The sequence below is a fragment of the Chlorobium sp. genome (assembly GCF_049593655.1).
GTDB lineage: Bacteria > Bacteroidota > Chlorobiia > Chlorobiales > Chlorobiaceae > Chlorobium.
The window spans coordinates 1-26,406 of sequence record NZ_JBAWHG010000003.1; the positions used below are offsets into that span (position 1 = coordinate 1).

At 53.4% G+C, this 26,406-nt stretch carries 26 protein-coding genes; 15 read left to right on the top strand and 11 right to left on the bottom strand.

All coding sequences use genetic code 11. From position 1 onward, the window contains the following. Nucleotides 1-478 precede the first annotated feature (478 nt). Entirely contained in the window at nt 479-1,258 is a 780-nt protein-coding gene (hisN, locus tag WBP50_RS00285) for a histidinol-phosphatase (protein ID WP_423931061.1), read from the top strand. A gap of 2 nt (nt 1,259-1,260) precedes the next feature. Further along, the gene (locus WBP50_RS00290; protein ID WP_423931062.1) at nt 1,261-1,824 is read left to right on the top strand and encodes a hypothetical protein; all 564 of its coding nucleotides are present in this window, start codon (nt 1,261-1,263) and stop codon (nt 1,822-1,824) included. Nucleotides 1,825-1,923: 99 nt separating this feature from the next. Here the strand turns inward: WBP50_RS00290 and WBP50_RS00295 are convergent, their stop codons facing one another. The 4 genes from WBP50_RS00295 to WBP50_RS00310 form a co-directional block, all read right to left on the bottom strand. After that, a complete protein-coding gene (locus WBP50_RS00295) occupies nt 1,924-2,682 on the bottom strand; it encodes a uroporphyrinogen-III synthase (protein WP_423931063.1) in 759 nt (252 codons plus the stop codon). After that, the gene (hemC, locus tag WBP50_RS00300; protein ID WP_423931064.1) at nt 2,682-3,623 is read right to left on the bottom strand and encodes a hydroxymethylbilane synthase; all 942 of its coding nucleotides are present in this window, start codon (nt 3,621-3,623) and stop codon (nt 2,682-2,684) included. The genes WBP50_RS00295 and hemC overlap by 1 nt, the downstream gene beginning before the upstream one ends. Nucleotides 3,624-3,648: 25 nt before the next feature. Continuing rightward, entirely contained in the window at nt 3,649-4,920 is a 1,272-nt protein-coding gene (gene hemA, locus WBP50_RS00305; RefSeq protein WP_423931065.1) for a glutamyl-tRNA reductase, read from the bottom strand. A gap of 102 nt (nt 4,921-5,022) precedes the next feature. Next, a complete protein-coding gene (locus WBP50_RS00310) occupies nt 5,023-5,907 on the bottom strand; it encodes a cytochrome C assembly family protein (RefSeq protein WP_423931066.1) in 885 nt (294 codons plus the stop codon). Between the two features lie 171 nt (nt 5,908-6,078). Between WBP50_RS00310 and typA the strand changes: the two genes are divergently transcribed. Then, nucleotides 6,079-7,905, top strand: a complete 1,827-nt coding sequence (gene typA / locus WBP50_RS00315; protein WP_423931067.1) for a translational GTPase TypA — start codon at nt 6,079-6,081, stop codon at nt 7,903-7,905. A 132-nt stretch (nt 7,906-8,037) separates the two neighbouring features. Here the strand turns inward: typA and WBP50_RS00320 are convergent, their stop codons facing one another. The 4 genes from WBP50_RS00320 to WBP50_RS00335 form a co-directional block, all read right to left on the bottom strand. Next, the gene (locus tag WBP50_RS00320; protein ID WP_423931068.1) at nt 8,038-9,147 is read right to left on the bottom strand and encodes a chlorophyllide a reductase iron protein subunit X; all 1,110 of its coding nucleotides are present in this window, start codon (nt 9,145-9,147) and stop codon (nt 8,038-8,040) included. A 12-nt stretch (nt 9,148-9,159) separates the two neighbouring features. Further along, the gene (gene bchC, locus WBP50_RS00325; protein WP_423931069.1) at nt 9,160-10,164 is read right to left on the bottom strand and encodes a chlorophyll synthesis pathway protein BchC; all 1,005 of its coding nucleotides are present in this window, start codon (nt 10,162-10,164) and stop codon (nt 9,160-9,162) included. Between the two features lie 26 nt (nt 10,165-10,190). Next, entirely contained in the window at nt 10,191-10,667 is a 477-nt protein-coding gene (gene bchF / locus WBP50_RS00330; RefSeq protein ID WP_423931070.1) for a 2-vinyl bacteriochlorophyllide hydratase, read from the bottom strand. 116 nt (nt 10,668-10,783) lie between these two features. Further along, the gene (locus WBP50_RS00335; protein WP_423931071.1) at nt 10,784-12,469 is read right to left on the bottom strand and encodes an ABC transporter substrate-binding protein; all 1,686 of its coding nucleotides are present in this window, start codon (nt 12,467-12,469) and stop codon (nt 10,784-10,786) included. Between the two features lie 93 nt (nt 12,470-12,562). Here WBP50_RS00335 and WBP50_RS00340 point away from each other — a divergent pair, with 93 nt between their 5' ends. Beyond that, nucleotides 12,563-13,504 carry an NAD(P)/FAD-dependent oxidoreductase gene (locus WBP50_RS00340; protein ID WP_423931072.1) on the top strand — a complete coding sequence of 314 codons (942 nt, stop codon included), beginning with the start codon at nt 12,563-12,565 and terminating at the stop codon, nt 13,502-13,504. 18 nt (nt 13,505-13,522) lie between these two features. On the opposite strand, the gene bshB1 is transcribed toward WBP50_RS00340, so the two are convergent. Beyond that, on the bottom strand, nt 13,523-14,254 hold the full coding sequence (gene bshB1, locus WBP50_RS00345) for a bacillithiol biosynthesis deacetylase BshB1 (protein ID WP_423931073.1): 732 nt from the start codon (nt 14,252-14,254) through the stop codon (nt 13,523-13,525). 75 nt (nt 14,255-14,329) lie between these two features. Here bshB1 and dut point away from each other — a divergent pair, with 75 nt between their 5' ends. After that, the gene (gene dut, locus WBP50_RS00350; RefSeq protein ID WP_423931074.1) at nt 14,330-14,776 is read left to right on the top strand and encodes a dUTP diphosphatase; all 447 of its coding nucleotides are present in this window, start codon (nt 14,330-14,332) and stop codon (nt 14,774-14,776) included. 5 nt (nt 14,777-14,781) lie between these two features. Here the strand turns inward: dut and WBP50_RS00355 are convergent, their stop codons facing one another. Then, a complete protein-coding gene (locus WBP50_RS00355; protein WP_423931075.1) occupies nt 14,782-16,233 on the bottom strand; it encodes a sigma-54-dependent transcriptional regulator in 1,452 nt (483 codons plus the stop codon). A 114-nt stretch (nt 16,234-16,347) separates the two neighbouring features. Then, complete coding sequence (gene csmH / locus WBP50_RS00360) at nt 16,348-16,962, bottom strand: chlorosome envelope protein H (RefSeq protein WP_423931076.1); 615 nt, start codon at nt 16,960-16,962, stop codon at nt 16,348-16,350. Between the two features lie 263 nt (nt 16,963-17,225). Here csmH and WBP50_RS00365 point away from each other — a divergent pair, with 263 nt between their 5' ends. The 10 genes from WBP50_RS00365 (at nt 17,226) to WBP50_RS00410 (ending at nt 26,360) form a co-directional block, all read left to right on the top strand. Then, nucleotides 17,226-17,357 carry a hypothetical protein gene (locus tag WBP50_RS00365; protein ID WP_423931077.1) on the top strand — a complete coding sequence of 44 codons (132 nt, stop codon included), beginning with the start codon at nt 17,226-17,228 and terminating at the stop codon, nt 17,355-17,357. Between the two features lie 459 nt (nt 17,358-17,816). Next, nucleotides 17,817-20,819, top strand: a complete 3,003-nt coding sequence (locus WBP50_RS00370; RefSeq protein WP_423931078.1) for a chemotaxis protein CheB — start codon at nt 17,817-17,819, stop codon at nt 20,817-20,819. Between the two features lie 217 nt (nt 20,820-21,036). Next, complete coding sequence (locus WBP50_RS00375) at nt 21,037-21,702, top strand: hypothetical protein (protein ID WP_423931079.1); 666 nt, start codon at nt 21,037-21,039, stop codon at nt 21,700-21,702. A gap of 15 nt (nt 21,703-21,717) precedes the next feature. Next, complete coding sequence (locus WBP50_RS00380; protein WP_423931080.1) at nt 21,718-22,698, top strand: transcriptional regulator; 981 nt, start codon at nt 21,718-21,720, stop codon at nt 22,696-22,698. Between the two features lie 275 nt (nt 22,699-22,973). Continuing rightward, a complete protein-coding gene (locus WBP50_RS00385) occupies nt 22,974-23,120 on the top strand; it encodes a lmo0937 family membrane protein (protein ID WP_423931081.1) in 147 nt (48 codons plus the stop codon). 112 nt (nt 23,121-23,232) lie between these two features. Continuing rightward, nucleotides 23,233-23,739: a hypothetical protein gene (locus tag WBP50_RS00390; RefSeq protein WP_423931082.1), complete on the top strand. Its 507-nt coding sequence runs from the start codon at nt 23,233-23,235 to the stop codon at nt 23,737-23,739. 179 nt (nt 23,740-23,918) lie between these two features. Then, nucleotides 23,919-24,452, top strand: a complete 534-nt coding sequence (locus WBP50_RS00395; protein ID WP_423931083.1) for an RNA polymerase subunit sigma-24 — start codon at nt 23,919-23,921, stop codon at nt 24,450-24,452. Further along, on the top strand, nt 24,449-25,576 hold the full coding sequence (locus tag WBP50_RS00400) for a glycosyltransferase family 4 protein (protein ID WP_423931084.1): 1,128 nt from the start codon (nt 24,449-24,451) through the stop codon (nt 25,574-25,576). The genes WBP50_RS00395 and WBP50_RS00400 overlap by 4 nt, the downstream gene beginning before the upstream one ends. Before the next feature lie 44 nt (nt 25,577-25,620). After that, on the top strand, nt 25,621-26,001 hold the full coding sequence (locus WBP50_RS00405; RefSeq protein ID WP_423931085.1) for a hypothetical protein: 381 nt from the start codon (nt 25,621-25,623) through the stop codon (nt 25,999-26,001). 68 nt (nt 26,002-26,069) lie between these two features. Next, nucleotides 26,070-26,360 carry a hypothetical protein gene (locus WBP50_RS00410; RefSeq protein WP_423931086.1) on the top strand — a complete coding sequence of 97 codons (291 nt, stop codon included), beginning with the start codon at nt 26,070-26,072 and terminating at the stop codon, nt 26,358-26,360. The last annotated feature ends 46 nt before the right edge of the window (nt 26,361-26,406 follow it).

The window sequence follows — 26,406 nt, forward strand, 5'->3', positions numbered from 1 at the left end:
GTTCCGATTATAGCCATGAGCGGTGAATCGGACAGCGCCATTATCGAAGAAGCGATGCAGAGCGGCATGAACGCCTATCTCGTCAAGCCGGTCGACCGCCTGCTCATCCAGCAGAAAATCCTGCAGGTCGTCTGAGCGCATCCTCTGCGTTTCCCGCCAGCCCTGCGCGGTTACATCAGAAAACTCATCATGATGCCTGCAGCCACCGCCGAGCCGATAACTCCGGCAACGTTGGGCGCCATGGCATGCGGGTGGCGGCTGGACGGATCGCCCGGCGCACACCGGCAAGTGATTGTTTCATGGAACGCCTGAAACGGGATAGCGAGCAGCGCGGGATACTTTCGGAGCCGCTTCGTTTTCGGCCGCCCAACCGCGGTAAGGTGTCCGACAGAAAATAAGTTATGATAGTTTTGCACTCCTCCGGCAAGGAATGTATTTTTATTTTTTGCAACATGTTACCCCACAGGAACCCTCAACGATGACCCCAGAGCTTCAGCTTGCGATCGAGACCGCCGAACGCGCCGGGACCTTAACCCTCGGCTTTTTCAATCGGAAATCGCTCAAAGTGTTTTCAAAGAGAGATGCAACACCGGTTACGGAGGCAGACCGCTCCGCCGAAGAGCTCATCCGTTCAGCTATTGCATCCCGTTTTCCCCTGGACGGCCTGCTTGGCGAGGAGTTTGAAGAAAAACCCTCGGCAAACCGCCGTCGCTGGATTATCGATCCTATCGACGGCACACGCCCGTTCATTCATGGCGTTCCGCTTTACGGGGTCATGATCGCTCTTGAAGAAGAGGGCTCGATGAGAATCGGGGTGATCAATTTTCCGGCTCTTGGTCAACTTTATTATGCCGAAAAGGGGTGTGGCGCATTAATGAACGGTTCAGCAGTGTCGGTATCGTCAATCTCATCGATCGGTGAAGCTACGGTTGTCTTTACGGAAAAAGAGTACCTTCTCGACCCTCCCGGAGACCATCCGGTCGATCAGCTTCGCCTGCAGGCAGGGCTTGTCCGCGGCTGGGGGGACTGTTACGGACACATGCTTGTCGCTTCCGGAAGAGCGGAAGTCGCTGTCGATAAAATCATGAGTCCCTGGGACTGCGCTGCGGTGATTCCTGTCGTTACCGAAGCGGGTGGCAGATGTTTCGATTACCGGGGCGATACCGTTATCGATGGTCAGGGACTTGTAAGCAGCAATGGCGAGCTCGGCAGCGTTTTGCTGGATGCCCTCAGGGGGAGGGGAGCCGATCCATGCTGAACATGCTTCTGCTTCTTCTCATAGTACTTCTGCTTCTTCTGCTGATCCTTATGCAGGCGACCGGATGGCCTTCCGGCCGCCGGAACGACAGCGAACAGCTCAGGCGTGAGCTTTTGCGCGAACTTGCCGGGCAGCGCGCAGAGTCGGCCCGGAACCTGCACGAAGTCAAAGTCGAACTCGAATCGCTGTTTCGTGAAGGCGCTGATGATGAGAAAAGCGCTTTGCTTCTCAATCGTATTGAGCAGGCAATCATGCAACTTCAGGCTACTGCTGCCGGGACCCGCAAAAAAAACCCGAAAAAAAGCACTGACGAATACCGGTTCGAGACTCCCTGTCCTGAAGAGGGGGAGGAAGGGGAACGGCTGTCGGGGGTTAAAAATCCGCTGCTTTTCCAGCGGCAGTATGCACTGTTTCCTTTTGATGCACCCGAAGGGGCCGCAGTATCCGTCGATGCTTCTGAAACAGAGGAATACCTTTCCGTTCCCGCTGCCGACTTCGATCCTGACCTCGATCCTCCCTACGATCCGGATGCGCAGGCCGGAAGCGGCGAGCCAAGGCGTCTTTGAGCACGCTTGCATGGCCCCAGTTCTTCTGAAGGGGTGAAGGTCCGGGATGGTGAATGGGCGGGAAACTGTTTGCTGAAAGAGGGCGCGGCTTTACGCCGGTCAGGATGGTTCAGCGGGGGCATTTAGCGCTTCTGCAATGGCTTTCGCAAAACTCGGTCCGTCGAAATACGGAGGGATGACATCTACCCTGACACCGATTTTTTTCAGTGCCGCAGCGGTCGTGGTTCCAATTGCCGCAACAAGCACATGCGGGGGAAGTTCAGTGGAGCCGACTGCCTCGAAGAAGTTTATGGCGGTCGAGGGGCTGGTAAACGACAGACAATCCAGCTTTCCCTCTTCAAGCAGCTGTTTTACGGTTTCGGTATCTTCAGGGGACGGCTTGATGTTTTCGTAAACCGTGATTTCCGTACACTCGCCACCCCGCTCTCCGATAACTGCAGGGATCGTTCCAAGCGAGAGGTTGCCTCTGAGAAAAAGAAACGAGTGGCTGTTGATGACATCGCCGTCGATTTCTGCCATCATGGTGACGGCATCGGCTATTTTCGGAACCGGTTCCGTTTCGACCCCGTGAACGGCAAGATCCCTTGCAGTGGTTTTGCCTACGGCCCAAACCCGTATATGCCGCAGCTTTTCCAGCTCTTCCGGTGCCTCGGCAAGCAGGCGTTCCATGAAAAACTGAACGCTGTTGGGGCTGGTGAAAAAGGCTCCGCTGAAAGACGCCAGATCAGGCAGCTGCCAGCCGGGAACCGGCCTGATCTCGATTGCCGGAAAGACAAACGAGATCAGGCCATACTGTTCCAGTTCTTTGACAAACGACTCCGCCTGATGTTTGGGCCTGGTTACGAGAACGCTCTTCATCAGCAGGTTTTACGGATTTCCGAGAGGATTTTGTCCGCACCCTGTTTGAGCAGCTCTTCGGCAAGCGCAATACCGGCTTCTTCCGCCTGTTCGGGAGCTGTAAGGCCGGTTCGTGTGATTTCGTCGCGCAGGCCGATGGTGCCGTCTACCGAGCCGACAAAGGCAAGGAGTTTCAGCGTGCCGTTCTTGAACGAGGCATAAGCGCCGATGGGGATCTGGCAGCCGCCCTGCAGATGGCGAAGCAGTGCGCGTTCCGCCCTGCAGCAGTACTCCGTGGTAGAATGGTTGAGAATCCGCACGATCTCCCTTGTCTGTTCGTCGTCGACACGGGTTTCGATGCCGAGTGCGCCCTGACCGACAGCCGGAAGCATGATCTCGTGCGGCAGTATTTCCGAAATGCGATCGCTGAAATTCAGACGGAAGACGCCCGCATAGGCAAGCATCATGGCATCGAATTCGCCTTCGTCGAATTTCTTGAATCTTGTGTTGAGGTTGCCGCGGATATCGCAGATTTCAAAATCGGGCCGCATGCTTTTCAGCTGTGACATACGGCGGAGGCTGCTTGTTGCCACTTTGGCATGCTGCGGCAGATCGAGAAGCTTGACTCCGTTTTTGGAGATGATGACATCCCTGGTATCCTCACGATCGGTAAACGAGGTGATGATGAGCCCTTCGGGCGTGCTGGTAGGGACATCTTTCAGGCTGTGGACGGCAAGATCGATCTCTTTGGCAATCAGATGCTTTTCAATGTCCTTGGTGAACAGACCCATATCACCGATTTTGGAAAGCGGTGAATCAAGGAGTACATCGCCGGTGGTCTTGACCAGCTTCAGGGTAATGTCAAGTTCCGGAAAATGCCTCGAAAGCTCGGCTTTGGTGAATTCTGCCTGCCACAGGGCAAGAGGGCTGGATCTGGTACCGATAATAAGCTGTTTTTTCAAAGCAGTTACAGATTTGTATTGAAAGTTATTGATTTGGTTCTTCGAGATCGAAAATATTGCGGACAAGATTGACCCTGCTCGGAATGGAATCGGAGGTGTCGATCGGGGCCTTGAGCATCTTGATGGGATGGTGCAGGATTTTCTTCAGGATACGGTCGGTGAGGTGCTCCATGCGACGCAGCTCATCTTCACTCACCTTGTAGCGATATCGCTCAAGCTCCTTTTCCTTGATTTCAATGAATTTCGACTGCAGGTCCACAATGGTTGGACGGACTTTCAGGGTATTGATCCACTGTCCGAACGAAACCAGCTCCTCCTCGATGATGCTGTGTACTTTCGGCAGTTCGGCCCGACGCCTCTCGAGATTCTTGTCGATGATGTGCTTGAGTGCGTCGATATCCTTGAGGAACATGTTCTGCAGCCTGGAAATATCGGGATCGACGTTGCGGGGCAGTCCGAGGTCCAGGATGATGACCGGCTTGAGGCGGCGTTTCTGCATGCTCTGATGCATTTCCGCTTCCCTGAGAACATACTCCTTGGTGCTGACTGCGGTTATGATGATGTCGAACTCATGCAGGTGCTCCTTGTAGCTTTCGAAAGGGAGCACCTTTCCGGTTCCGAGCTCTTCGGCAAGCGCTTCGGCCTTGGAGAGCGTCCGGTTGGTGATGACGATGTTGCGTGCGTTCTTCTGGCACATGTGCTTGGCGGCAAGCTCTCCGGTTTCACCTGCGCCGATCAGGAGGATTTTCTTCATCGACAGGTTCGAGAAGATCTTCTGGGCAAGTTCAACGGCTGCGTAGCTGACCGAGACTGCGCCTTCCATGATCTTGGTCTTGGTTTTCACCTTTTTGGCAACGCTGAACGCCGTATGGCAGAGGCGGGTGATGAGAATGCCTGCAGCCTGTACTTCTGCTGCGATCCGGTAGGCGTCCTTCACCTGACCGAGAATCTGGCCTTCACCGAGAACCAGGGAGTCGATAGCGCTTGAAACCTCGAAGAGATGGCGTGCGGTGCCGCAGTAGAATCGGCTGAAGAAATGTTCCGGACGGACCTCCTTGCGGGCGTCCTTGTAAGCGATCAGGTAGTCCTTGAGGTACTCTCCGGTCACTTCCGACATTGCCGGAACGACATAGACCTCGGTGCGGTTGCAGGTGGACAGCACCATTGCTTCGTGGGCAAGACCGCTTGAAATGAGGTCGGTAATGAACTCCTTGTTCTGAACCTCTGAAAGAGCAATTCTTTCGCGAATTTCAATGGGTGCAGTTTTGTGGTTGACACCGACTGAAATGATGTTCATAGCAGGCTTGTTTTAAATGAGCAGATTATGGGTAAAGCAAGAAATTCTCTGTCGCAGAAAGAACCTGTAAAAACTTTAATATACCGTAAACGTCGATAATTATCAAATTGCGTGAGGCTGCGACAGAGAATGCAGCTCCCTCTGCAGGGCCAGTCCATGGAATGACGGCGAAAAAAAGGTCATCAGCAGAATAAGCGCGGTAATGAAGACGAACAGCGCGATAAAGAGATAGGCCATATGTTTGAGATCCCATCCGGTAATAGGCCGAACAAAGATGCTGGCGCCGTAGATGAGCCAGATGATGACCAGGGAGAAAAGGCGCGGTTCGAAAAGGGTGATGGCTTCCCCGGAGGCTTTCTGCTCCAGGATTCCGGCAAACAGGGTGACCGAAAGAAAGATGAACCCGAAAGCGACGGCGTGCATGGTAAGGCGTTCGAGCACTTCGAGGTTCGGAAGGCGCTGAAAAAGCAGTTCGAAGCGGTTTTTCTGAATCTGACGGAAAAGCAGGAGATAGAGAAAGCTGTAGAGACCTGCGATGGCGATGGCGCTGAAGCCGAAGATGGCTGCTATGAGATGTACCCCGATGCCGAGGCCGCTGAACGCCGGTCCTTCTCCCGATGATTGCGCGGTGAAGATCGAAGAGATGAGCTGGGCTCCGGCCGAAAAGGCAAGAACGAAAAAACCGGTTTTATCGCTTTTGGTGGTGAACTCGATAAAGATGTAGGTGATGGCAAGGGTCAGGGCGACCATGCTCATGAGGTTGAAGGTCGAATAGCTCAGCTTGTAACCTTCCAGCGAGGTCAGAAGACCGAGATAGACGACATGGGCCAGAACGGTCAGGGCAAGGGCGGGCTGCTTGAAGCGCGCGGCCAGTTTGGTGTCCCTGAAAAAATGTGCGCCATACAGGAATGTCGTGACGATATAGAGCAGGGATACAAGCTGTATGAGGATAAACAGCGGTATATTGTTGAGAACGATACTGTCCATGTATGGATTGCGGTCGGAATTTAGTTCTGTTTAAAATGCCTGATAACTTTGTTTTGACGGAACCCGTACCGGCGCCTGCCGGGGGCTGAAGAATATGGACGCAAAACAAAGAAAAAATTGTATATTCGGGCCGCTTCGGGGGATAAATATACTTATTTACAAGGAAAAAAGATGAGCAGGAAAAAGAATATCAGGAATATAGCCATTATCGCTCACGTTGACCATGGAAAAACGACGCTTGTCGATGCGATTTTTCAGAATACGGGAGCATTCAGGGACAACCAGCAGGTAAACGTACGGGTGCTCGACTCCAACCCCCAGGAACGGGAGAGGGGAATCACCATTTTCTCGAAAAACGCTGCTGCAATTTATAAAGACCACAAGATCAATATCGTCGATACTCCAGGTCATGCCGATTTCGGAGGCGAGGTTGAGCGCATTCTCAAGATGGTGGACGGCGTTCTTCTTCTTGTCGATGCTTTTGAAGGCCCGATGCCGCAGACCAAGTTCGTGTTGCGCAAGGCGCTCGAGCTGCACCTGAAGCCGATCGTGGTGATCAACAAGATAGACCGCCCGCAGTCGGATCCCGTGAAGGTGCACGATCAGGTGCTCGATCTGTTTATAGCCCTGGGCGCCGAGGAGGATCAGCTTGATTTTGCCTATCTCTACACCTCTGCAAAAAACGGCGTGGCCAAATACAGCATGGATGACGAGGACCACGATATGAGCCTTCTGCTCGATACCATTATCAGGGAGATTCCTCCGCCGCTGGCCGACGACGATGGTCCGTTCCAGATGCTGGTGACCAGTCTCGACTACAGCGAGTACATCGGCAAGATCGCCATTGGCCGCATTCGCAGGGGCAAGGTCAGTCCCGGCAACCAGCTTGCCGTCGTCAGCCCCGAAGGGGTGGTCGGCAAGGGATCGGTGACCAAGGTGTTCCTGTTCGACAAGCTGCAGAAATTCGAGGTCAAGGAAGCCGCTTCGGGTGACATTGTCGCCCTTGCAGGCATAGCCGACGCCACGGTCGGCATGACGCTTGCCGCCGTTGAGGCTCCGGAACTGCTCGAGTCGTTTGAAATCAGCAAACCGACGCTCTCCATGCTCTTTTCGGTGAACGACTCTCCCTTTGCCGGTCAGGAGGGGAAGGAGGTTACGAGCCGCAAGATTCGCGAGCGCCTGATGAAAGAGGTGATGACCAATGTGGCCCTCGACGTCGAGGAGACGGACAGCGCCGATACCTTCCGTGTTTCGGGAAGGGGAGAACTCCATCTTTCGGTACTGATTGAAACCATGAGGCGCGAAGGGTATGAACTTGCCATCGCAAGGCCTGAGGTGATCATGCACCATGACGAGGACGGCACGCTGCTCGAGCCGATCGAGCATGTCACCATCGATATTCCCGATGAGTATACCGGCGTGATCATCGAAAAGATGGGACGCAGAAAGGCCGAGATGACGCACATGGGCACCCTGCGCGGCGGTATGGTTCGCCTTGAATTTGAAATTCCAACCAGAGGCCTCATCGGCTATAACCTCGAGTTTACCACCGATACCAAAGGCGAGGGCATTCTTTCCCACGTATTCTACAACTACCAGCCCTTCAAGGGCAAGCTCCCTTCACGCGAGACGGGTGCGCTGGTGGTCTCCGAAGCCGGCACCTGCGTTGCCTATGCGCTCAGCAATCTCGAGGATCGCGGCACCTTTTTCATTTCGCCCAACACCAGGGTCTACGAGGGCATGGTTGTCGGCGAGTCCACAAGGGGTCTTGACATCACGCTCAATGTCTGCAAGACGAAAAAGCTCTCCAATATGCGCTCTTCCGGAACGGATGAATCGCTTCGTCTCACTCCGCCGAAAATTCTCTCGCTGGAACAGGCGCTCGAGTTTATCAACGATGACGAACTGCTCGAAGTGACGCCGCAGAGCATCAGGCTCAGAAAGAAAATTCTCGATTCCAACCTGAGGGCGAAGGCGACCAAAAAGGCAAATGCCTGAACGGCCGGGTCTTTTGATTGACTGTTAGGGGTGGCGTGAGTATGTCGCCCCCCCTGAAAGAGGAGAACCAGCAGAAGGGCTGCCCCGAAAAGGCAGCCCTTCTGCTGGTAAAGAAAGTTTTCCGATGGTTTGTTAATGCTCGAAGAAGAGTTTTTTCAGCTGTGTTCTGGCGCGTGCAAGCAGTCTGAGTACCTCGTTTTCATCGATCTCCGTCATGGACGCTACCTCCCCGACACTCCGCTTTTCGATCTCCGTCATCCGGTAGACCTGCCGTTCGGCTTCAGGAAGCCTTTCGACGCAGGCCATCATCCTGAGGTCTTCACCGCTCGGAGTTTCCTCCGCCGTCCGTGCTTCAGCGGCCCCGTCAGCATTCCGGCCGAACAGTTCGTCCTCTGTGGCCGGCAGCGGGTCATCCTCGCTTACATCGCCGAAAAGCCGGATGAACTGTTCGAAGTCGAGCCCGGCGGCTTCGCATGGCGTGATGCTGTTTTCAAGAATCTGGCTGGCCAGCCGGTCGAATTTTTCGCGGATTTCAGGCAGTTCCACGGCAAAATTGAAGCTGTCGTCCCGGTCTCGCGCCGCACTGTTGTAGGGAATTTTCATCAGCACGGTAATGCCTGCCGCCTCGGCGTATTTTTCCGCCATGCCGCTGCCGTCGTCACGATTGACGATCAGGCCGAGCAGGCGCGACTGGCCGCCAACGGTTTTAAAGTAGTTGTTGGCCTGGCAGATGTTGTTGGCCGTGAAGATCGACTGCCGGTCGTTGCTGGTTACCAGAATGACCTCCTCGCTGAGCGACCGGGCAAGCGGCGTGGCAAATCCGCCGCAGACCACGTCGCCGAGAAAGTCCATGAGAATGATATCGATATCCCATCTGAAGATGCCGAGCTTTTCAAGCACGTCGAATCCCGAAATGATCCCTCTGCCTCCGCAGCCGCGTCCGACCTGGGGACCGCCGAGTTCGATGCCGTAGATGGGTTGGCCGAATCCCGGAATATTGCGTCTGAATACGATATCGCTGATGGCAACGGGCTGGTTCAGGGCATTTTTTTCGGCAAACACATCGGTAACGGTAGGCAGTGAAATACCTCCGAAAAGCGAGGTTGTCGAATCATGCTTGGGGTCGCATCCGAGTTGAAGGACTTTCCTGTTCATCAGCGCGAAAGTCGCGCTCAGGTTGGTGGTGGTAAAGCTCTTGCCGATCCCTCCCTTGCCGTAGATCGCAATGGTTCTTGCAGCCATGATGGTACTTCCTCAGGTGTTGCCGGCCAGGTAACAGGCGTTCTCCTGTTCCGCGGCCTCCGGTTTCCAGTGCAGAATCATTTTAAGGCAGTCGGGATCGCTGAACGCCTGCTGGTAAATAGAGGTGATGTTTTCATCGACCTGGCACTGGTGGGTAAATATTTTTTCGGCGTTGAGCTTTTTTACGGCAATGAGATCGCGAACCCTTTCCAGGTCCCCGTGCGCCCACTGGCGGGCGGCAATGAAGGAGAGCTCCTTCTGGAACGCCTGGGAGTAGTCGATGTTCATCCGCTGGTAGTAACCTCCGAAAATCACCACGCCGTGGAATTTCAGAAACCGAAGTCCCGTGTCTATGGCGCTCATGATGCCGGTGCTGTCGATCAGGACGTCGAATTCGTGACCCGCCAGCGCAGCCGAAACATCCTCGGTGTCGGGATTGACCCTAAGGTCGGCGGAGGAGAGCTGGAGACGGTTCTGGTGAGGCTCGGTGGCGGCAACCAGTTTGGCTCCCATATGGTGGGCCAGTTCCGTGGCAAGGATGCCCACTGCGCCCTGGCCGAGCACGAGCACCTTGCTGCCTTTAACCTGCGCCAGATCGACGATGTGCAGCGCGGTTGCCCCGAGTGGCAGCGCAATGCCGCACTGGGGATTTGCGATTGCATCGAGAACGGTGATGCTGTCTACCGGGCAGACGATGTACTGCGAAGCTCCGCCGAACGCTGCGTTGACGTCGGTGTACCCGAACGATCCGGCTACATAGGCGAACTTGCCGATCAGGCTCTGGTTGACGTGCTCTCCTGCCTCGATGATCCTTCCGACGGTTTCGTAACCGGGAATGAAGGGATAGATGAACGGAGGCGATGGAATGAGGCCGTTGTAGGCCATTTTTTCGGTACCGGTACTGATCGACGACCAATAGGTTTCAACAAGCACATCGGTCGAGGAGAGCGGTTTCAGGGTGACCTCCGAAAGGGAGACCTGCCGTACGCCGCCGAAAACAATGGCTTTTGATTTCATAGTGTTTTTCTGCTGTTGCCGCCGCTTCAGGCGAGCTTCTGCTGTTTGAGTTTTTTCTCGTTATGCTTTTCGAGCAGCAGGCGGATCACGAACTGTGCGGCATTGATAAGATAGCTGAGATAGGCCAGATACGCTGTCAGAATGAGAATATGTTCAGCCGGTTTGACCCAGAAGAACAGGATAAAGTAGGAGACGTGCACGATCATCGCGATGGCGCTGCCGAAATCCTCCCAATAAAACTCCGGGGCGAAGGCGAAGTGACCAAACACCTCCAGCTCGAAAAAACCGCCGGTCACAAAGATCAGGACAAGCATGAAGGTCTTGAGCGCCACGAAGAAGGTCACCCACCAGAAGTCGGTGATCCAGACCCCCTGGGAGTAGAGGTACGTTACCGTCAGGCCGGCAAGAAAAATGAGAAACTGTATCGGGGCGAGAATTGCCTGAGATTTCGTCCAGGGGGAAGCGTTTCTTCTGGCAAGCTGTTCCGGAGTATAACGGGGCATAAAACAGTAATTTAGCTTTTGCTGGTCTGGTGCGTTCTAAGTGCTTTGCAAAAAAGTAGTTGAATATAGCAAAATAGAGTGGTGCGGCAAACCTCCGCCCCACGCCGGAAGAACGGTTAGTTCTTCAGTTTCCAGTCGTAGGCATTGTAGAGGGTCGAGAGCAGGTTGACCTCCACCCTGTCGAGCCGTTTGCCGAATCCTTCGAGTTCGTCGTAATAGTACAGGAAGGTTCTCGGCTGTTCGTCGTTGAGTATCTGCTGATAGTTTTTCCAGAGAGCCGCCTGTCTGCCGCTTTCCAGCGGGCGGCTGAGTTCGCCGATAACCCGGTCGAGTTCGGGATTCCTGAAGGCCGAGGAGTTGAAGGGTCGGTTGACGAAGTCGCTGCCCCAGATGATAAGCTGGAACGGGAGGGTTTCGGCGGCCAGGCCCGAGAGCGCGGCCTCGTAGCGGAACTCGTTCTGGTTTTTCAGGAAAATCAGGCTTTCGTCGAACCGCAGCCGGCAGTCGATGCCGATATCCCGCAGGTTCTGCTGCACGATGGTAGCCGCATAGTTGCGACGGGGGTTTCCGACGGGAGCCGCAAGCTCGAAGGAGAAGCGCAGGCCGTTTTTCTGCAGGATGCCGTCCGCTCCCGGAGTCCAGCCTGCGGCTCTGAGCAGTTCACGTGCTTTTCCGGGGTTGAAATCGTAGGGTTCCATTGTCGTGTTTGCGATGGCCCTGTAGGCGGGAGAGAGCGACGTGTTGACGATAACGGCATGGTCGGGTCCCATGAACCCGTCAATGATGGACTGGCGGTCGATGGCATAGGTCATGGCGCGGCGCACCATCCGGTCGCCGAAAAACCGGTTCGGGGCTACAACCCGGGAGTTCCGGTAGCGTTCGCCGTCGATGTTCAGCCAGACTATGCTGTCGAAATAACGGTTGTGGACCGGCTTGATGGAGATATCCGGGTTGGTTGTTTTCAGCTCCTCCGCGTCCTTTGGGGTAATGCCGCCGGCCGATATAAGGGCGTCGATCTGTCCCGATTTGAGCATGGCAAGTCGCGTAGTGTATTCGGGAACGACAAGAAAGGTCATGGTTCCCGTTGCGGCCGGGCGGGGCAGTACCGACGACGGGTTTGCCACAAGCACCAGCTTTTCCTGACGGCGCCACTCCCTGACCCTGAACGGACCGGCGCCGACTATAGGAAGCTCGGACGCCCGGCTCCGGATTTCGTCCGGAGGGATTGCAGAGAAGATATGGCGGGCCACCGGCATGAGGTCATTGAAATGGTCGAGCACGATATCTTTCGACAGCGGCTGGTTGAAGTGCAGCACAAGGGTCGAATCGTCGGGAGTTTCCACGGCGCGTTCGATGTCGGCGGTGCCGTCGGGGAGCAGCAGCAGGTCATTGAGATAATGCTGACGGGAACTGGCGATTTTCGGGTTTTTATAGAGCCCGTAGGAGAACTTGAAATCGCCGGAGGTCACTTTTTTTCCGTCCTCCCACAGCGCATCGGAACGCAGGTGAAAGACCGCGCGTTTTCCGTCAGGGGAGAACTCCCAGCTTTTTGCCGCCCAGGGCTTGTATGCTATCGCACCTTTTTCTTCATTGTATTCCGGTTTGACCAGCGACGGATAGATAAGGGTGCAGACCTCCCTTGAGAGCGAAAGCTGGATGAGCAGGGGGTTGAGGTAATCGAAATCGGCGGAGATACCCGTAACGATATGGTCGCTGCGGAGATTTTTGCTCTCCTGCCGGCATCCGGACATTCCAGTGATGATCAGCAGCAGGAAAAGCGCTGAAAAAAGTATTTTACGCATGATTGTCATACCGGGAAAAAGTTGGCTCCATGGGCATTCTCAACAGAAAAATAAATGTAGAGAAACTATCCTTCATTGAAAAACAAAAGCCTCATGCAAACCGAACTCTTCGATGTGATCATCGTCGGCGGGGGACCGGCCGGCTCTTCGGCTGCGCTCTATACGTCAAGGGCTGCGCAGAAAACGCTGGTTATCGACAAGGACCCGCATGCCGGAGCGCTCGGTATGGCTCACTCCATCGCCAACTATCCCGGGGTTCCCGACGCCCTGACGGGAATGGAACTTCTGGGACTGATGAAGCGTCAGGCGGTTTCGTTCGGAGCCATCTACCGGAACGACAAGGTTACCGCCATCGACCCCGACGGGCCTGAAAAAACGGTTTTTACCGTTTCGGGAAACGCTTTCCGGGCGAAAACCCTGATTCTGGCGACAGGGGCCATGGGCAAAAGCAGCGAGATTCCCGGCGAAAAGAAACTTGTGGGTAAGGGGGTAAGTTACTGTGCGACCTGTGACGCAGCCTTCTACAGGGGCAGGGCTGTTGCCGTATACGGCAAAAACAGGGAGGCCGTCGAAGAGGCTCTCGTTCTCAGCCGTTTCGCATCGACAGTCATGCTGCTCTGTCCGGGAGGGAAGCTTGCCGTGCCGGAGGAGGAGGCTGAACTGCTGCACAGGGCCGAAAACGTTGAGATACGCTACCACAGCAGGGTACTTTCCGTCAACGGAGAGATGGGGGTCGAGTCGCTCAGCCTGGAAGGTGCGGTTGACCCTCTTGCGGTCGAGGGTTTTTTCATCTATCTGAGCGGCTCCGCACCGGTGCTCGATTTTATCGGCGGTCGTCTTGAAATCTCATCGTGCGGATGCCTGAAGGTAGACCGGGAGTTCATGACATCCTCCCCCGGTGTTTTCGCCGCGGGCGATATGCTCTGCAAGGAGATCAAGCAGGCGGTCATCGTGGCCGGCGAAGGTTGCCAGGCAGCCCTTTACGCAGGCAAGTACCTTCGCGGAACCACGATCCACAGGGCCGATTACCATTAGGCCGGGTCTTACAGGGGGCTAGGGGAACAGCGCACTGAAGTTTCCCACTCGAGGCACTTTCGTGGTCAGCAGGCCCTCGCCGTACAGAGCGCCGATCTGCTCCCCGAAGTATCGCGCCCGCGCTTCAAGGCCGGAGAGAAACTCCTTCCGGTTGATAAGGGTTTCCGGTTCGGTTCCCTCCCGGTGGAACTGGGAGCCGAACGCAAGCACTCCGGCTCTCGACGGAGCGAAGGTTTCGCTGACATCGACGATGATATCGGGGTTCACATGCCTGAACTGCAGATAGTGGAAAAGGTGGGGAGGGCGGTGAGCCTCCTGTTTTCTGCCGTCGTGTTCCGTGACGAGCTGCCTGAGGCCGGCGTAGTAGACGGCATCGGCAACCAGCTTCGAGGCTTTCATATGGTCGGGGTGGCGCTCGTCGGGGGGATTGGCGAAAACCACCTCGGGTCTGAAGCGGCGGATGACCCTGATGACGGCATGGAGATTCTCCTCGTTGTAGAACAGTTTTCCGTCACCCAGATCGAGACCCGAGCGGTCGGCGTACCCCATGAGCAGCCGTGCCTTTTCCGCTTCGGCTTTACGGGTTTCCACGCTGCCGAGCGTGCCTAGCTCACCTTTCGTGAGATCGCAGACCGCAACACGCCGGCCCTCGTTCATGATTTTCAGCAGGATGGCGCCGCAGGAGAGTTCGACATCGTCAGGATGGGCGCCGAATGCCAAAGCATAGACTTTTTCAGATGATTGTTCCAAAACTCCTTCCTTTAGGATGTTATATTCAGGCTCAAGAGGAGCTGTTACCTGTAGCAATAAAAATAATCCGTATCGATGATAAAAGTAAAAGTTGTAAGGGTAAACAAAAACGCGGTGCTGCCGGTTTACGCCACCCGGCACGCTGCGGGAATGGATATTTCAGCATGTCTGGACGAACCGATCTCTATCGACCCGTTCACGACGGCGCTTGTCCCCACAGGACTGTCCATCGAGCTGCCTGAAGGGTACGAAGCCCAGCTCAGGCCGAGAAGCGGGCTGGCCCTGAAGCATCTTATATCGCTTCCGAACAGTCCGGCGACCATAGATGCCGATTATCGGGGTGAGGTAAAGGTGATTCTCGTCAATTACGGCAAGGAGCCGTTCAGTGTATCCCATGGTGACCGCATTGCCCAGATGGTTGTTGCGCGGGTTGAAAGAGTGGACTTCGATGAAGTGCACTCGCTCTCATTTTCGGATCGGGGCGAGGGAGGTTTCGGCCATACCGGTATTTCGGCCGTATAGCGGCTCTATCCGTTTTTCAGGTGCTGCAGCTGGAATTTGTCGAGCTTTCTGTACAGCGTCGCCCTTCCTATGCCGAGCATCTTTGCGGTTCTCGTAAGATTGCCCTTCGAGGCATCGCATGCTTTCAGAATGGCTTCGCGTTCATGATCTTCAAGAGAGAGCAGCGGCGATGATTGAACCGCAGGCGGGCACTCTTCCGCCTTTTTCTGCAGTACAGGCTGCTGGGAAGGGGATTTGCCGTGAATGCGGGGTGTATGGAGCAACTCGATAACGTTGCTTTTTCTTGTTACCGCAGCTCGCTGAACGGCGTTTTTCAGTTCACGGATATTCCCGGGCCAGCCGTATTCCATAAGGCTCGCCATGGCTTCTTCGCTGAACTGCAGTGGCTCGAGGTTGTTGGCGCTTGCGAATTCGTCGAGAAAATGTTTCGCCAGCTGCTTGATATCCTCATCCCTGTCGCGGAGCGGGGGGATGAAGAGCGGGAACTCTTCGAGACGGAAATAGAGATCTTCGCGGAACTGGTTATTCATGATCGCTTCCGAAAAGTCACGGTTTGTTGCCGATATGACCCGGAAATCCACCGTTTTTTCCGCTTTTTCGCCGACCTTCCGGATTTTATGCTCCTGCAGGGCGCGGAGCACCTTGGCCTGGATATCGGAATTCATGTCGCCGATTTCGTCGAGAAAAATGGTTCCCCTGTCTGCCTGTTCGAAAAATCCCGTATGATCGTTATTGGCACCGGTGAACGAACCCTTCACATGGCCGAAGAGCAGACTGTCGGCAAGATCATTGGATATCGCCGCGCAGTTGACCGATATGAACGGGCCGTTTTTTCTCTTGCTTCCGTTGTGGAGCGCCTGGGCGAAGAGCTCCTTTCCCGTTCCGCTTTCGCCGAGAATCAGCACGTTGAGGTCGGTTTCCATGACCTGCATGGCCTGCTCCATGGTATCGCGGATAGCAGGGCTTTTTCCGATGATATGGTGGAACACCTCCTTGCTTTTCAGCTCCTTCTGCAGCTTGATCACCTGATGCTGCAGCTGGGAGCCTGAGAGGGCGTTTCTCAGAACAATTTCAAGACGTTCTATGCTGACCGGTTTGGTGAGGTATTCGAATGCACCCATCTTGATGCATTTGACGGCAAGAGGGATTTCGTGCGAGGCGGTTACCATGATAACCGGAAGGGTGATATTGTTTTCCTTCAGGTGGTTCATGACATCGAAGCCGTCTTTTTTCGGCATGGAGATATCAAGCAGGAGAACATGCATTTCCTCTTCTTCCGCTTTTTTGATACACTCTTCACCGTCCGAAGCAAGATGGGGCGTATAGCCCATTTTGCTGACAAAATGGCTGATTACCCTTCGCGACGTTTCGTCGTCATCGGCAATAAGTACATGGTACTTTTTTGTCCCGGTCGCTTTTATGCCGGGGTATCGGCTGCTTTTCTCTGCGGTCTGCACAAAAAATCCTTTTTAATTCTTATGGGGTGGGGAGTTAACGATTTCCTGACAGAGAAATCCCTGATCAGTTTGCAACAACCAGGGATTCCAAATGGTTCGAATACCAGCCGCAACTCAGGCTTTCGGCGCTTCCTTTGCCTGTGCCTGCGTTTCCTTTGCCGGCGCAGGAGCTGCTTCGGCAGGAGTTGCCGGTTTCTGGGAGAAGGGAATCTGCTTGATCTCCTTCTTGTGCCTCTCATCCGATGCGGCGGCGTACATACCCGGAGAGAAAACCGTGTTGACAAGCTGACCGAGGCCCGAGCTTACATTGTCGAACAGGTTCTGCACCTGGCCCGAGCTGACCGTCGCGTTAAGGTTGCTCACGGTCGCATTGAGGTTCTCCAGCAGGTTCTTCCAGAGCTTTCCGATCTCCTGAACCGAAGACTGTACCTGTTCGGACTTCAGGGTTGCCGTTACACCTTCGATAAGCTGTCCGGAAACCGAGTTTACGTTGTTGATGATCTCCTTGACCGGTTCGGAGTTGATGGTCGAGGTAACGCCATCGATTATCTGTCCGGTAGCCGAGCTCACCGAACTGATCATACCCTGTACCGATTCGATGGTCGAGTCGATCAGGACGCCCATGTTTCCGATCAGACTTGCCATGTCGCCATTGCCGGCGTTGCTTGCCGGGCTTTCCTTCGGAGCGGGTTTTACCGCTGCCGGTTTGTTCAGTTCTTCAGCTGCCATATTTCGTCACGAGTTTAAAGGATTGTATGGTTAAATTTTGTTGTAATATAACAATCTCTTCATTCCCGTGTTTCAGAAAAACACCATCGGGACTGAATATTATAATCTTCCGGTATCGGGAGGCTGTTCCTGGCAGGCTCCTTTGCGGATACAGGCACTCCTGTTTCAGTTTTCCGCAAAAATCCCGTACCTTTTTCGTAATATAAAAAACATATTGAAAGTCCATCTGCCGGAAGTGAAGCGAACACCCAAGATACGATGCCATGACCACGATACGACTTTTTCCTTTCCTCCTGCTGCCATCTGTACTGGCCGCCGGCGTGCTTGCCCTCGTGAACCATCTCTTGCGGCGGAAGAAGAGACGGGGGGTACTGAACCGCGATATCGTTTACTGAGCCGCGATCCGGTTTTTGCTATAGCGGTCGCTTATGGAGCCGTTCCGGGGACAGGCCTTCTCTTTTTGTTTGAACCCCTGATGCTGGACATTACGGCAGGGAGTGCTGTTTCTCCTTATTGCTCAAGTTCCGTGGGGACGGTATGCCGCTTCTCCGTGTTTTTTCTTTCCCCCTGTTTTTCTTCCGGTAATACCGCACAACGCTCTCCAGATCATATCCTGTTGCATACATGACCGTGAATGGTACCGAAGATGGCCTGCACGGTGCCGTCAGTATAGGGAGAACCTGCAGTTCGCTGTTGCGGCGGGAGTGCTGCTGAAAAACAGGGCTCGGTTGCTTCGTTGAGCGAAAAAGAGGTAAATTGAAGCTCAATGCTGAATGCCCTGAATCAGAGCCGTACGGGAGAGGTGCCCTGCCGGCTGCTGTTCCGGGTAACATCGTTCACAACAGGAGTGTATCATGAAAAACCCCTCATCCGGCCGCCGTCCCAAAAAGGAGTCGGAGCAGAAGACGGAACAGATAGCGGCAGAACGCTCTTTTCCTGTTATCGGTATTGGCGCTTCTGCCGGCGGGCTCGAGGCGATCGAGCTTTTTCTGAAACATGTTCCGTATCCCTCGGGCATGGCCTTTGTGATTGTCCAGCATCTCGATCCGACCCGCAAGGGGATCATGGTCGAGCTGCTGCAGCGGGTTACTTCCATGGCTGTCTGCCAGGTTTCCGATCGCCTCCGGATCGAGCCGGATCATGTCTATGTGATTCCTCCGAACCATGACATGACGATGCTGCACGGCGTGTTGTATCTGCTTGATATGGTTAAACCGCGCGGCCTGAGACTGCCGATCGATTTCTTTTTCCGGTCCATGGCCGACGACCTTCAGCACCACTCTGTAGGAGTGATTCTCTCCGGCATGGGTTCCGACGGAACCCTCGGTCTGCGCGCCATCAAAGAGAAAGGCGGAGGGGTGTTTGTACAGGAACCCGTATCCTCGAAGTTTGACGGCATGCCCCGCAGCGCTATCGATGAAGGACTGGCTGATGTTGTGGCTCCCGTCGAGGAGCTTCCGGAAAAAATTGTGGCCTATCTTAAACACCTTCCCCTTATCGCCAGACAGGGAGCCGCCTCTGGAGAGCGGTCGCTGAGCGCCCTGGAAAAAATTGTCATTCTTCTGCGAACGCAAACCGGTCATGATTTTTCGTTTTACAAGAAAAATACGGTCTATCGTCGTATTGAACGGCGAATGGGTATTCATCAGATTGAAAAAATCGCCGATTACGTCCGGTATCTTCAGGAGAACCCGCATGAAATCGAGCTTCTTTTCAAGGAACTGCTGATCGGAGTCACCAGTTTTTTCCGGGATCCTGCTGCCTGGGAAGTCCTGAAAACGAGGGCAATTCCTTCAATTCTTGCTTCCCGTCCTTCCGGAGGTGTCCTGCGGGCATGGGTGGCAGGCTGTTCCACCGGCGAGGAGGCCTATTCGCTCGCCATTGTTTTCCGTGAAGTGCTTGCAGCGCTTAAACCTTCCGGAAATTTCAAACTCCAGATATTTGCAACCGATCTTGACAAGGATGCCATAGAGAAGGCCCGAATGGGAATCTATCCTCCTAATATCGCGGCCGATCTCTCATTGGAGCGTCTCAAGCGTTTCTTTGAAAAAGATGACCGGGGTTACAGGATCACAAGGGAAATTCGCGAAACCATCGTCTTTGCGCATCATGATGTCATCATGGACCCGCCCTTCACCAAACTCGATATTCTCGTCTGCCGCAATCTGCTGATCTATATGGAGCAGGAACTGCAGAAAAAGCTCTTTCCGTTGTTTCATTACAGTCTCAATCCCGGGGGGATGCTTTTTCTCGGGAGTGCCGAAACTCTTGGCTCCAATGCGCACCTGTTTGAGCCTCTTGACAGCAAGGCCCGTCTTTTCAGGCATGTTTCGCAGTCGGTCAGATCCGCTCCTGCCGATTTTCCCGCATCGTTCGCTCCCTCGGTACATGAGCTTCCCCTTCTTCCGGAGACCGGACAGCAATCCGCAATTTCCGGAGTCAATCTGCAGTCGCTGACCGATCAGCTTCTGCTCCGGCATTTTGCTCCGCCTGCTGTGCTGACGAATGACAAGGGTGATATCATCTATATCAGCGGTCGAACCGGTAAGTACCTGGAGCCTGCGGCCGGCAAGGCTAATCTCAATGTTTTTGCGATGGCCAGGGAGGGGCTTCGCTATGAGCTGGGCATTCTTTTCAGTCGTCTGCTCCGGCAGAAAGGGGAGATCGTCAGGATGGGGTTGCGTGTCGGAACCAACGGAGGATCCCAGATCGTCGATCTTACGGTTAAATTCATTGAAAAACCGGATTCCCTGAAAGGCATGGTTCTGATTGTTTTTGCGGATGCGGGAAAGATGATGCCCGGGGATGCGGACGGCTCCGTTCAGCCTGCCGACGACGCTGGCGCAGGCAAGGTCGGATCTCTTGAAGAGGAACTCAGACAGGCAAAGGATGAAATACTTATCCTCCGTGAAGAGATGCAGACCTCCCAGGAAGAGCTGAAATCGACGAATGAAGAGATGCAGTCGGCCAATGAAGAGCTGCAGAGCACCAATGAGGAACTGACGACCTCCAAGGAGGAGATGCAGTCGCTGAACGAGGAGCTGCAGACGGTCAACCAGGAACAGCAATCGAAGGTGAACGACCTGTCGCAGGCCAACAACGACATGAAAAACCTGCTGAACAGTACCGGCATCGCAACCCTCTTTCTCGATGACGAGCTCAATATACGCCGTTTCACCAACCGTACCGTGAGCATCATCAAGCTGATCGCCACAGATATCGGCCGGCCGATAACGGACATCGTTACCGATATGCACTATCCGGATCTTGCCAGCGATGCCCGCGAGGTGCTTAATTCGCTCGTTTTCAGTGAAAAACAGGTTTCTGCAAGCGACGGGCGCTGGTTTACGGTAAGGATCATGCCGTACCGTACCCAGGAAAACCGCATTGACGGTCTGGTGATAACCTTCAATGATATCAGTGTCGCCAAGAGGCTGGAGCAGAATCTCCGGGAGATCGAGCAGAGTTTTCGTTTTTTTATCGACACCATGCCGGTTGGCGTCACGCTTCAGGATTCGGAAGGGAAAATCGTTATGGCCAATCCGGAAATGGAGCGGATTACAGGCATTCCGGCTGCAGAAATAGAGGGTAAAACCTTCTTGGAACTGCGAGGACAATTTGTCAGGGATGACGGTTCGGTTTTTCCTGCGAAAGAACATCCCGCATGGGTGGCGCAACATTCCGGTCAACCTGTTTCCAATGTGCTCATGGGCGTTATTCATGCTCTTGACCGGGACATCCGCTGGTATAAAGTCAGTGCTTCGCCCCGACTGCGGGAAGGATACGAAAAGTCGTATCAGGTTTATACGACATTTTTTGAAATCACCGAAACCGGCCGATTACCTCACCATGTCTGACGTAAGGAGGCCTGGTTCGAATCGAAAAAGTCGAATGTTCCGGATCGTTCGCCTTCTTGATTTTTCGATAGGGCCATCAAATCCGGCTGTGAACGTTTCATGTTCGCTCTTTGTTATTTAAAGTATATAAGGGGAGTTCAGTCCTTGCATGGTGAACGATGTTGACGCGTAGTCTTCGCCCGAATTAAAGAATCTTTTAATCAGAAGAGGATACTGCATGAAAAAGGACGGAAATCCATCGGCATTCTCTCCTTTCTCGTATCGAGAGAACGGAAAACTGCGCAGTGTGAGTCGGCAGGAGAGCCTGAATTATGTATCTTCACCTGAAGAGATGCACCGCATCATTCATAAAATGGCGCGCTTAAAGATCGAGCTTGAAAAGCAGAACGGGGCTCTTCTTCAGCAGGAAGAGGAGCTGAAGGAGAGTTTGAACAGATATGCCGGGCTTTATAACTATGCCCCGATAGGTTATCTCCGGCTTGCAAGGGACAGCACCATATTTGAGATAAATCTTATGGGCGCAAGGATTCTTGGCGTGGACCGCTTTCTGTTGAAGAGCGATCGTTTCGTACAGTTTATTGCCAGTGAAGACCTTCCGGTTTTCAACGCTTTGCTTGAAAGGGTGTTCGGCCTGAAGGAGCAGTGCTCCTGTGTGGTCAGGCTTCTGAATGATCAACTATCGGGAGCTGTTTCTGAACCGTCAGCTCCCCCGTATACTGGAAGTATGAGCAGTCGAACGATCAGGGTGGATGCGGTCGTCAGCGAAGACGCTCAGGAGTGCATGGCTGTGCTTTCTGATATAACCATGCAAAATCGTATCGAACACGAGCGGGAGATCTGTCGAAATCATGGCTTTCCGGCTCTTGGCAGCACAACGTTTTAAACAGATGCGCCATTAATGAACAGTAAAAATAAACAAGAGCCGGGTTTTTCGGCATTGCGCCGTAAAGCCGAAAAACGCCTCAAGTCAGCCCAGCTAAAACAGCCCGACGGACCACCGTCATATTTTGAGCTGCAGCATCTGGTTCATGAACTGGAAATTCACAAGATCGAGCTTGAAATGCAGCATGAGGAGCTGCTTCAATCGAGAGCTGAAGCAGAGAAAGGCCGGGAGCGCTACACACAGTTGTATGATTTCGTTCCTCTGGGCTATCTGACGCTTTCCAGAAACGGGACCATAGTCGAGGTAAACCTTCCCGGCGCGAAACTGCTCGGCATGGAACGTTCACTTTTGCATGGCGATCGTTTCGGAAGGTTTATTGTCGATGAGGACCTGCCCGTTTTTAACTCCCTGCTCGACAGGGTGTTCAGCAACAGGTCTCCCTGGTATTGTGAGGTCAGGCTTTTCGGTGATCAGCCCTCGTCACAGGTGTTCGAACCTCCGGTATTCCGGAATCCGGGCATGGGCAACTACCGGACCGTGCGCATTGAAGCTGTATTGAGCAGCAACGGGAAGGAGTGCCGGATTGTCGTATCGGAAATTACCAGTCAGAAGCAGACTGAAGAGACAGGCGGTTCCGGTGAGTTGCAGAAGCAGGAGCTATCTGGCAGCAGTAAGGCCGGGAACTCGGATGATTTCAATCACCAGTTGCTCGATAAGGTTATTCATTCACGAATACGGTTTGCCGTGCTTTCATATCTCAACTCCACAGATCAGGCTGGTTTTGTGGAAATCAGGGAGAAGATCAAGGCAACAGACGGAAATTTAAGTATTCACATGAAAATGCTTGAGTCTGCCAGATATGTCAGTTTCAAAAAGGGATTTCACGCGCGCAGGCCCCAAACCATGTACAGAATCACTCCGGAGGGACGTGATGCCTTTAACCGCTACACAAGAATAATTTCCGAGCTCATATCCGAGCGCAATCCGGCTTTCTGACGGCTTGTCTCCGGTGAGTTCTCCCCGTCGCCATATTCAGAGCCTTTTCAGAAACCCGACAGGGCCTGTTTTGCCGTTCCCGATAAGAGCACCCGCTTGCAGAAACCGTTTTTCTTCAGCCTGACCAGAAGAATTACCGTGGCTGCGTGAACGTTTCTCTGTTTCGCTTTGTTGTATAGAGTGTACTTGAAAATCAAGTACGGATTTTTGCCCGCTATCGAATGGAGTGTTATTGCAGCGCCAATCACGCCCTTAAATTTAAACGGAGATTCAACATGCTCGAAACCATTGCCATTATCCTGCTGATCCTCTGGCTTCTCGGGCTTGTCAGCTCCTACACCATGGGAGGGTTCATTCATGCGCTTCTGGTCATCGCGATTGTCGTGATTGTGATTCGTGTCATTCAGGGCAGAAGGGTGTAACGATACGGGGCTGCCGAACAGGGGGAAAAAGCTGCGTCGCCGATGTTATGAGATTATGTTTAGGGATAGTGTGCCCGATTATTGGACAACAGGTTAACAGGAGAGAATTCGAATGAAAAAAAACATCTGGTTTGCAGCAGGAATTGCAGGAATGCTTCTGGGTCAACTCCCGGCATCGGCTCAAGCGGACGTCAATGTGCAGATAAACAGCCGGAACCGGCCGTCTTTTGTAATCGACAGGCGCCCGAATTTTATCGAGTTGAGGGATCAGGGGTTTTCGGTTTCCATGGGAAGTCCTTATGATGTAATTTTTTACGGTAACCGGTACTATCTTTACGAAAATAGCCGCTGGTACCGTTCCTCAAGCTACCGGGGTCCGTGGGTGTTCATCCGCAGCAACAACCTTCCCGCAAAGATCAGAAGACACCGGTGGGATGATATAAAAAGGTACCGTGAAGTCGAGTACAGCAAGCGCGACAGGAGGTTTGACTGGTATAACCGTGATCAGGACAACCGCGACAATAACCGCTTTCAGCGAAACGACGGCAACAGTAACGATAACGACAGGAACCGTAACGATAACGGCGGCCGCCCGAATGACGGCGCAAGAAAGAACTGACGGATTTATTGACAGCAAAAAGGAGTTGCCGGTCATGCAGCTCCTTTTTCCCGATCGTTGCAAAGGGAATGGACTGCGAAGGTCGGCTTTTCCTCAATGACTGCATATAAATCTCACGGACAGGCAAAATACCTGCTGAAGACGGAACGATCGGTCAGATATCCGATGTCGGGGGAGGTATGGATTTTAGGGTAGTCCATTTGATACCAATGCTTGAATTTTCTGGCGAAGTCAATTGTATCAATGGAGGAACCATGCTCACCATGATGAAAACGCCCCTCGATGTAATGGACGATCTCTATACCCTCGCGTACTGGATGACCGGAGTCGAGATGAGTGCCAATGAACTGGTGAACGCCACCTATCTGAGTACCGATATTGACGCATCACCGAAAGATCTGTTCAGGATTTTCAGGATCTGTTATCTGGAATGGTGCGGCTTTGAGGGAGCGCCGGGTTTCCCTGACTCCGGCCGCCACTCGAAAGTGCGTCATCCGGGGGCATTACGCCGGCGGTTTGCCGATATGAAATTATCGGTATTGCTGTCCGAGATTTGCGGACTCAAACATCAGGATATATCGGAAATAATCGGAATGCCGGTTGAAATCCTGCGATCAAGATTGTCCTGGGGGCGGAAATTGCTTGTCGGTACGATGCGCATGATGCCTCCAGTTGAAAGAAATTTAATGTTAACCGGAGAAAAACTGCCATGAAAAAACTCCGAATTGCCCAGATCGCACCCCTTGTCGAACGGGTGCCTCCGAAAAAATACGGAGGAACGGAGCGGGTTGTCTACCATTTGACCGAAGGACTGGTAGCCAGAGGTCATGATGTAACCCTGTTCGCATCGGGTGACTCCATAACCAGCGCGAAACTCGTTGCCCCGATCAGCGAAAGCCTTCGTCTCGGAAGAAAAGCGCATTCGCCGACCATTGTGACGATGATGATGCTCAGCAAGGTTTATGAGCACATGCTCAAGGAGTTCGACATCATCCATTCGCATCTCGAATATCTTACCCTTCCCTATGCCCATAAGGTCAGGGTGCCAACGGTTCTGACCATGCATGGCCGGCTTGATATCGGCGAATACGGCAAAATGCTCGGTTTGTACCCCCATATGGCATATGTTTCGATCAGCGATTCCCAGCGGCGTCCCGTTGAGAATATCAACTGGGTAAAAACCGTTTATCACGGCTACCCCCCCTCCAGTTTCGAGTTCAACGACAAGCCAGGGGACTATTTTCTCTATCTGGGCCGCTTTTCCGAGGAGAAAAAACCCCAACAGGCGATCATGCTTGCCCGGGCATGCAATATCCCCCTGAAAATAGCCGCCAAGATAGATCCGACCGACCAGGGCTTTTTCGATCAAAAAATCAGGCCCTTGCTCGATCATCCCCTTATCGACTATGTCGGCGAAGTGGACGACACCCGGAAGGTTGAGTTGCTGAAAAACGCAAAAGCGCTTCTCAATACCATAGACTGGCCGGAACCCTTCGGGCTGGTGATGATTGAGGCGCTTGCATGTGGAACTCCGGTGATCGTCAGGGGGTGCGGCTCGGCCCCTGAAGTGATTACGCACGGCAAAACAGGCTTTATCTGCGAAACGAGGCTCGACTTCATCAATGCCATTCATCGTGTTGGGGAGCTGTCGCGAAAAACCTGCCGGGAGGAATTTGAACGGCGTTTTTCCGCCGATACGATGGTGAGTAACTACGAGGAGCTTTACTACAGTCTGCTCCAGAAGAATTTTTCGGCTTTTTCCGAAAAAATGCACGACAAGGAGCTTCTGCGCGTTTCGGGTCTGTTACAAACGAAGCGGGCAACCGTTTTCCGCTGATCCGGAGGCAGATCGCAACCGATGGTTATTTGATGAAATGAGGCATGAATATAACCGGAATCGGCGGAATGTTTTTATGGGGCAGTAAATACAACAGTATTCCCATTGTGTTGGAGAACAGCCGAAACGGAAAGCGGAAGCTGATTCTTGCGATATCAGGAGTAGTGAGATTCGACTCAAAAAGGTTAACCGGAGATGTAACTATGAATACACTCAGGATTGCGGCAGTCGTATTGATGGTATCGGGCGTATTCGGATTGATCTATGGCAGTTTCAGCTACACAAAAGAGACTGAAGAGGTAAGGTTCGGGCCGGTTGAACTTTCCATAAAGGAAAAAAAGACCATCAATATACCAGTATGGGCTGGTGTTGGGGCGATAGTGATTGGCGGAGGAATTCTGCTTTATGGAAGCAGGAAAAGCTGAAGCTGTACTTGGGAGTTGTAAGGAAGATTTGAAAGCTATGCTAACGATAATGAAAAAGGAGATGAGCTATGAGTTTAAAGGAAGCCTACAGACAGAAGGCGGAGGCCGAGCTCGAGCTTGCGCATGCCAGACTGGTCGAGTTCAAGGCGAAGGCGAAAAATTTCACTGCCGATACCCGTCTCAACTATGCCAAGCATGTTGATGAACTTGAGCACGGTATCGCTGCTGCAAAAGCCAGGCTGAAGGATCTGGGCGATGCCGGAGAGGACGCCTGGGACAAGCTGAAGGATGGTGTGGAAAATGCTCTGGCTACATTACGTCTGGCTGTTCACAATACTGCCGAGAAGTTCAAGGATTGAGACTGGCGGCAAAACTGATGCCGCAGGCTGGCTCCCCGAAAAAAAA

Bases quoted from the DNA above. Each gene is read 5' to 3' on its own strand.
- typA (WP_423931067.1), top strand. From the start codon at position 6,079: ATGAGCAGGAAAAAGAATATCAGGAATATAGCCATTATCGCTCACGTT.
- csmH (WP_423931076.1), bottom strand. From the start codon at position 16,962: ATGGCAGCTGAAGAACTGAACAAACCGGCAGCGGTAAAACCCGCTCCG.
- WBP50_RS00395 (WP_423931083.1), top strand. From the start codon at position 23,919: ATGGATTTTAGGGTAGTCCATTTGATACCAATGCTTGAATTTTCTGGC.
- dut (WP_423931074.1), top strand. From the start codon at position 14,330: ATGATAAAAGTAAAAGTTGTAAGGGTAAACAAAAACGCGGTGCTGCCG.
- WBP50_RS00310 (WP_423931066.1), bottom strand. From the start codon at position 5,907: ATGGACAGTATCGTTCTCAACAATATACCGCTGTTTATCCTCATACAG.
- WBP50_RS00375 (WP_423931079.1), top strand. From the start codon at position 21,037: ATGAAAAAGGACGGAAATCCATCGGCATTCTCTCCTTTCTCGTATCGA.
- bchC (WP_423931069.1), bottom strand. From the start codon at position 10,164: ATGAAATCAAAAGCCATTGTTTTCGGCGGCGTACGGCAGGTCTCCCTT.
- WBP50_RS00400 (WP_423931084.1), top strand. From the start codon at position 24,449: ATGAAAAAACTCCGAATTGCCCAGATCGCACCCCTTGTCGAACGGGTG.
- WBP50_RS00405 (WP_423931085.1), top strand. From the start codon at position 25,621: ATGAATATAACCGGAATCGGCGGAATGTTTTTATGGGGCAGTAAATAC.
- WBP50_RS00380 (WP_423931080.1), top strand. From the start codon at position 21,718: ATGAACAGTAAAAATAAACAAGAGCCGGGTTTTTCGGCATTGCGCCGT.
- WBP50_RS00290 (WP_423931062.1), top strand. From the start codon at position 1,261: ATGCTTCTGCTTCTTCTCATAGTACTTCTGCTTCTTCTGCTGATCCTT.
- WBP50_RS00385 (WP_423931081.1), top strand. From the start codon at position 22,974: ATGCTCGAAACCATTGCCATTATCCTGCTGATCCTCTGGCTTCTCGGG.
- WBP50_RS00335 (WP_423931071.1), bottom strand. From the start codon at position 12,469: ATGCGTAAAATACTTTTTTCAGCGCTTTTCCTGCTGCTGATCATCACT.
- WBP50_RS00390 (WP_423931082.1), top strand. From the start codon at position 23,233: ATGAAAAAAAACATCTGGTTTGCAGCAGGAATTGCAGGAATGCTTCTG.
- WBP50_RS00295 (WP_423931063.1), bottom strand. From the start codon at position 2,682: ATGAAGAGCGTTCTCGTAACCAGGCCCAAACATCAGGCGGAGTCGTTT.
- WBP50_RS00410 (WP_423931086.1), top strand. From the start codon at position 26,070: ATGAGTTTAAAGGAAGCCTACAGACAGAAGGCGGAGGCCGAGCTCGAG.
- bchF (WP_423931070.1), bottom strand. From the start codon at position 10,667: ATGCCCCGTTATACTCCGGAACAGCTTGCCAGAAGAAACGCTTCCCCC.
- WBP50_RS00370 (WP_423931078.1), top strand. From the start codon at position 17,817: ATGAAAAACCCCTCATCCGGCCGCCGTCCCAAAAAGGAGTCGGAGCAG.
- hemA (WP_423931065.1), bottom strand. From the start codon at position 4,920: ATGAACATCATTTCAGTCGGTGTCAACCACAAAACTGCACCCATTGAA.
- WBP50_RS00340 (WP_423931072.1), top strand. From the start codon at position 12,563: ATGCAAACCGAACTCTTCGATGTGATCATCGTCGGCGGGGGACCGGCC.
- WBP50_RS00365 (WP_423931077.1), top strand. From the start codon at position 17,226: ATGACCACGATACGACTTTTTCCTTTCCTCCTGCTGCCATCTGTACTG.
- WBP50_RS00320 (WP_423931068.1), bottom strand. From the start codon at position 9,147: ATGGCTGCAAGAACCATTGCGATCTACGGCAAGGGAGGGATCGGCAAG.
- hisN (WP_423931061.1), top strand. From the start codon at position 479: ATGACCCCAGAGCTTCAGCTTGCGATCGAGACCGCCGAACGCGCCGGG.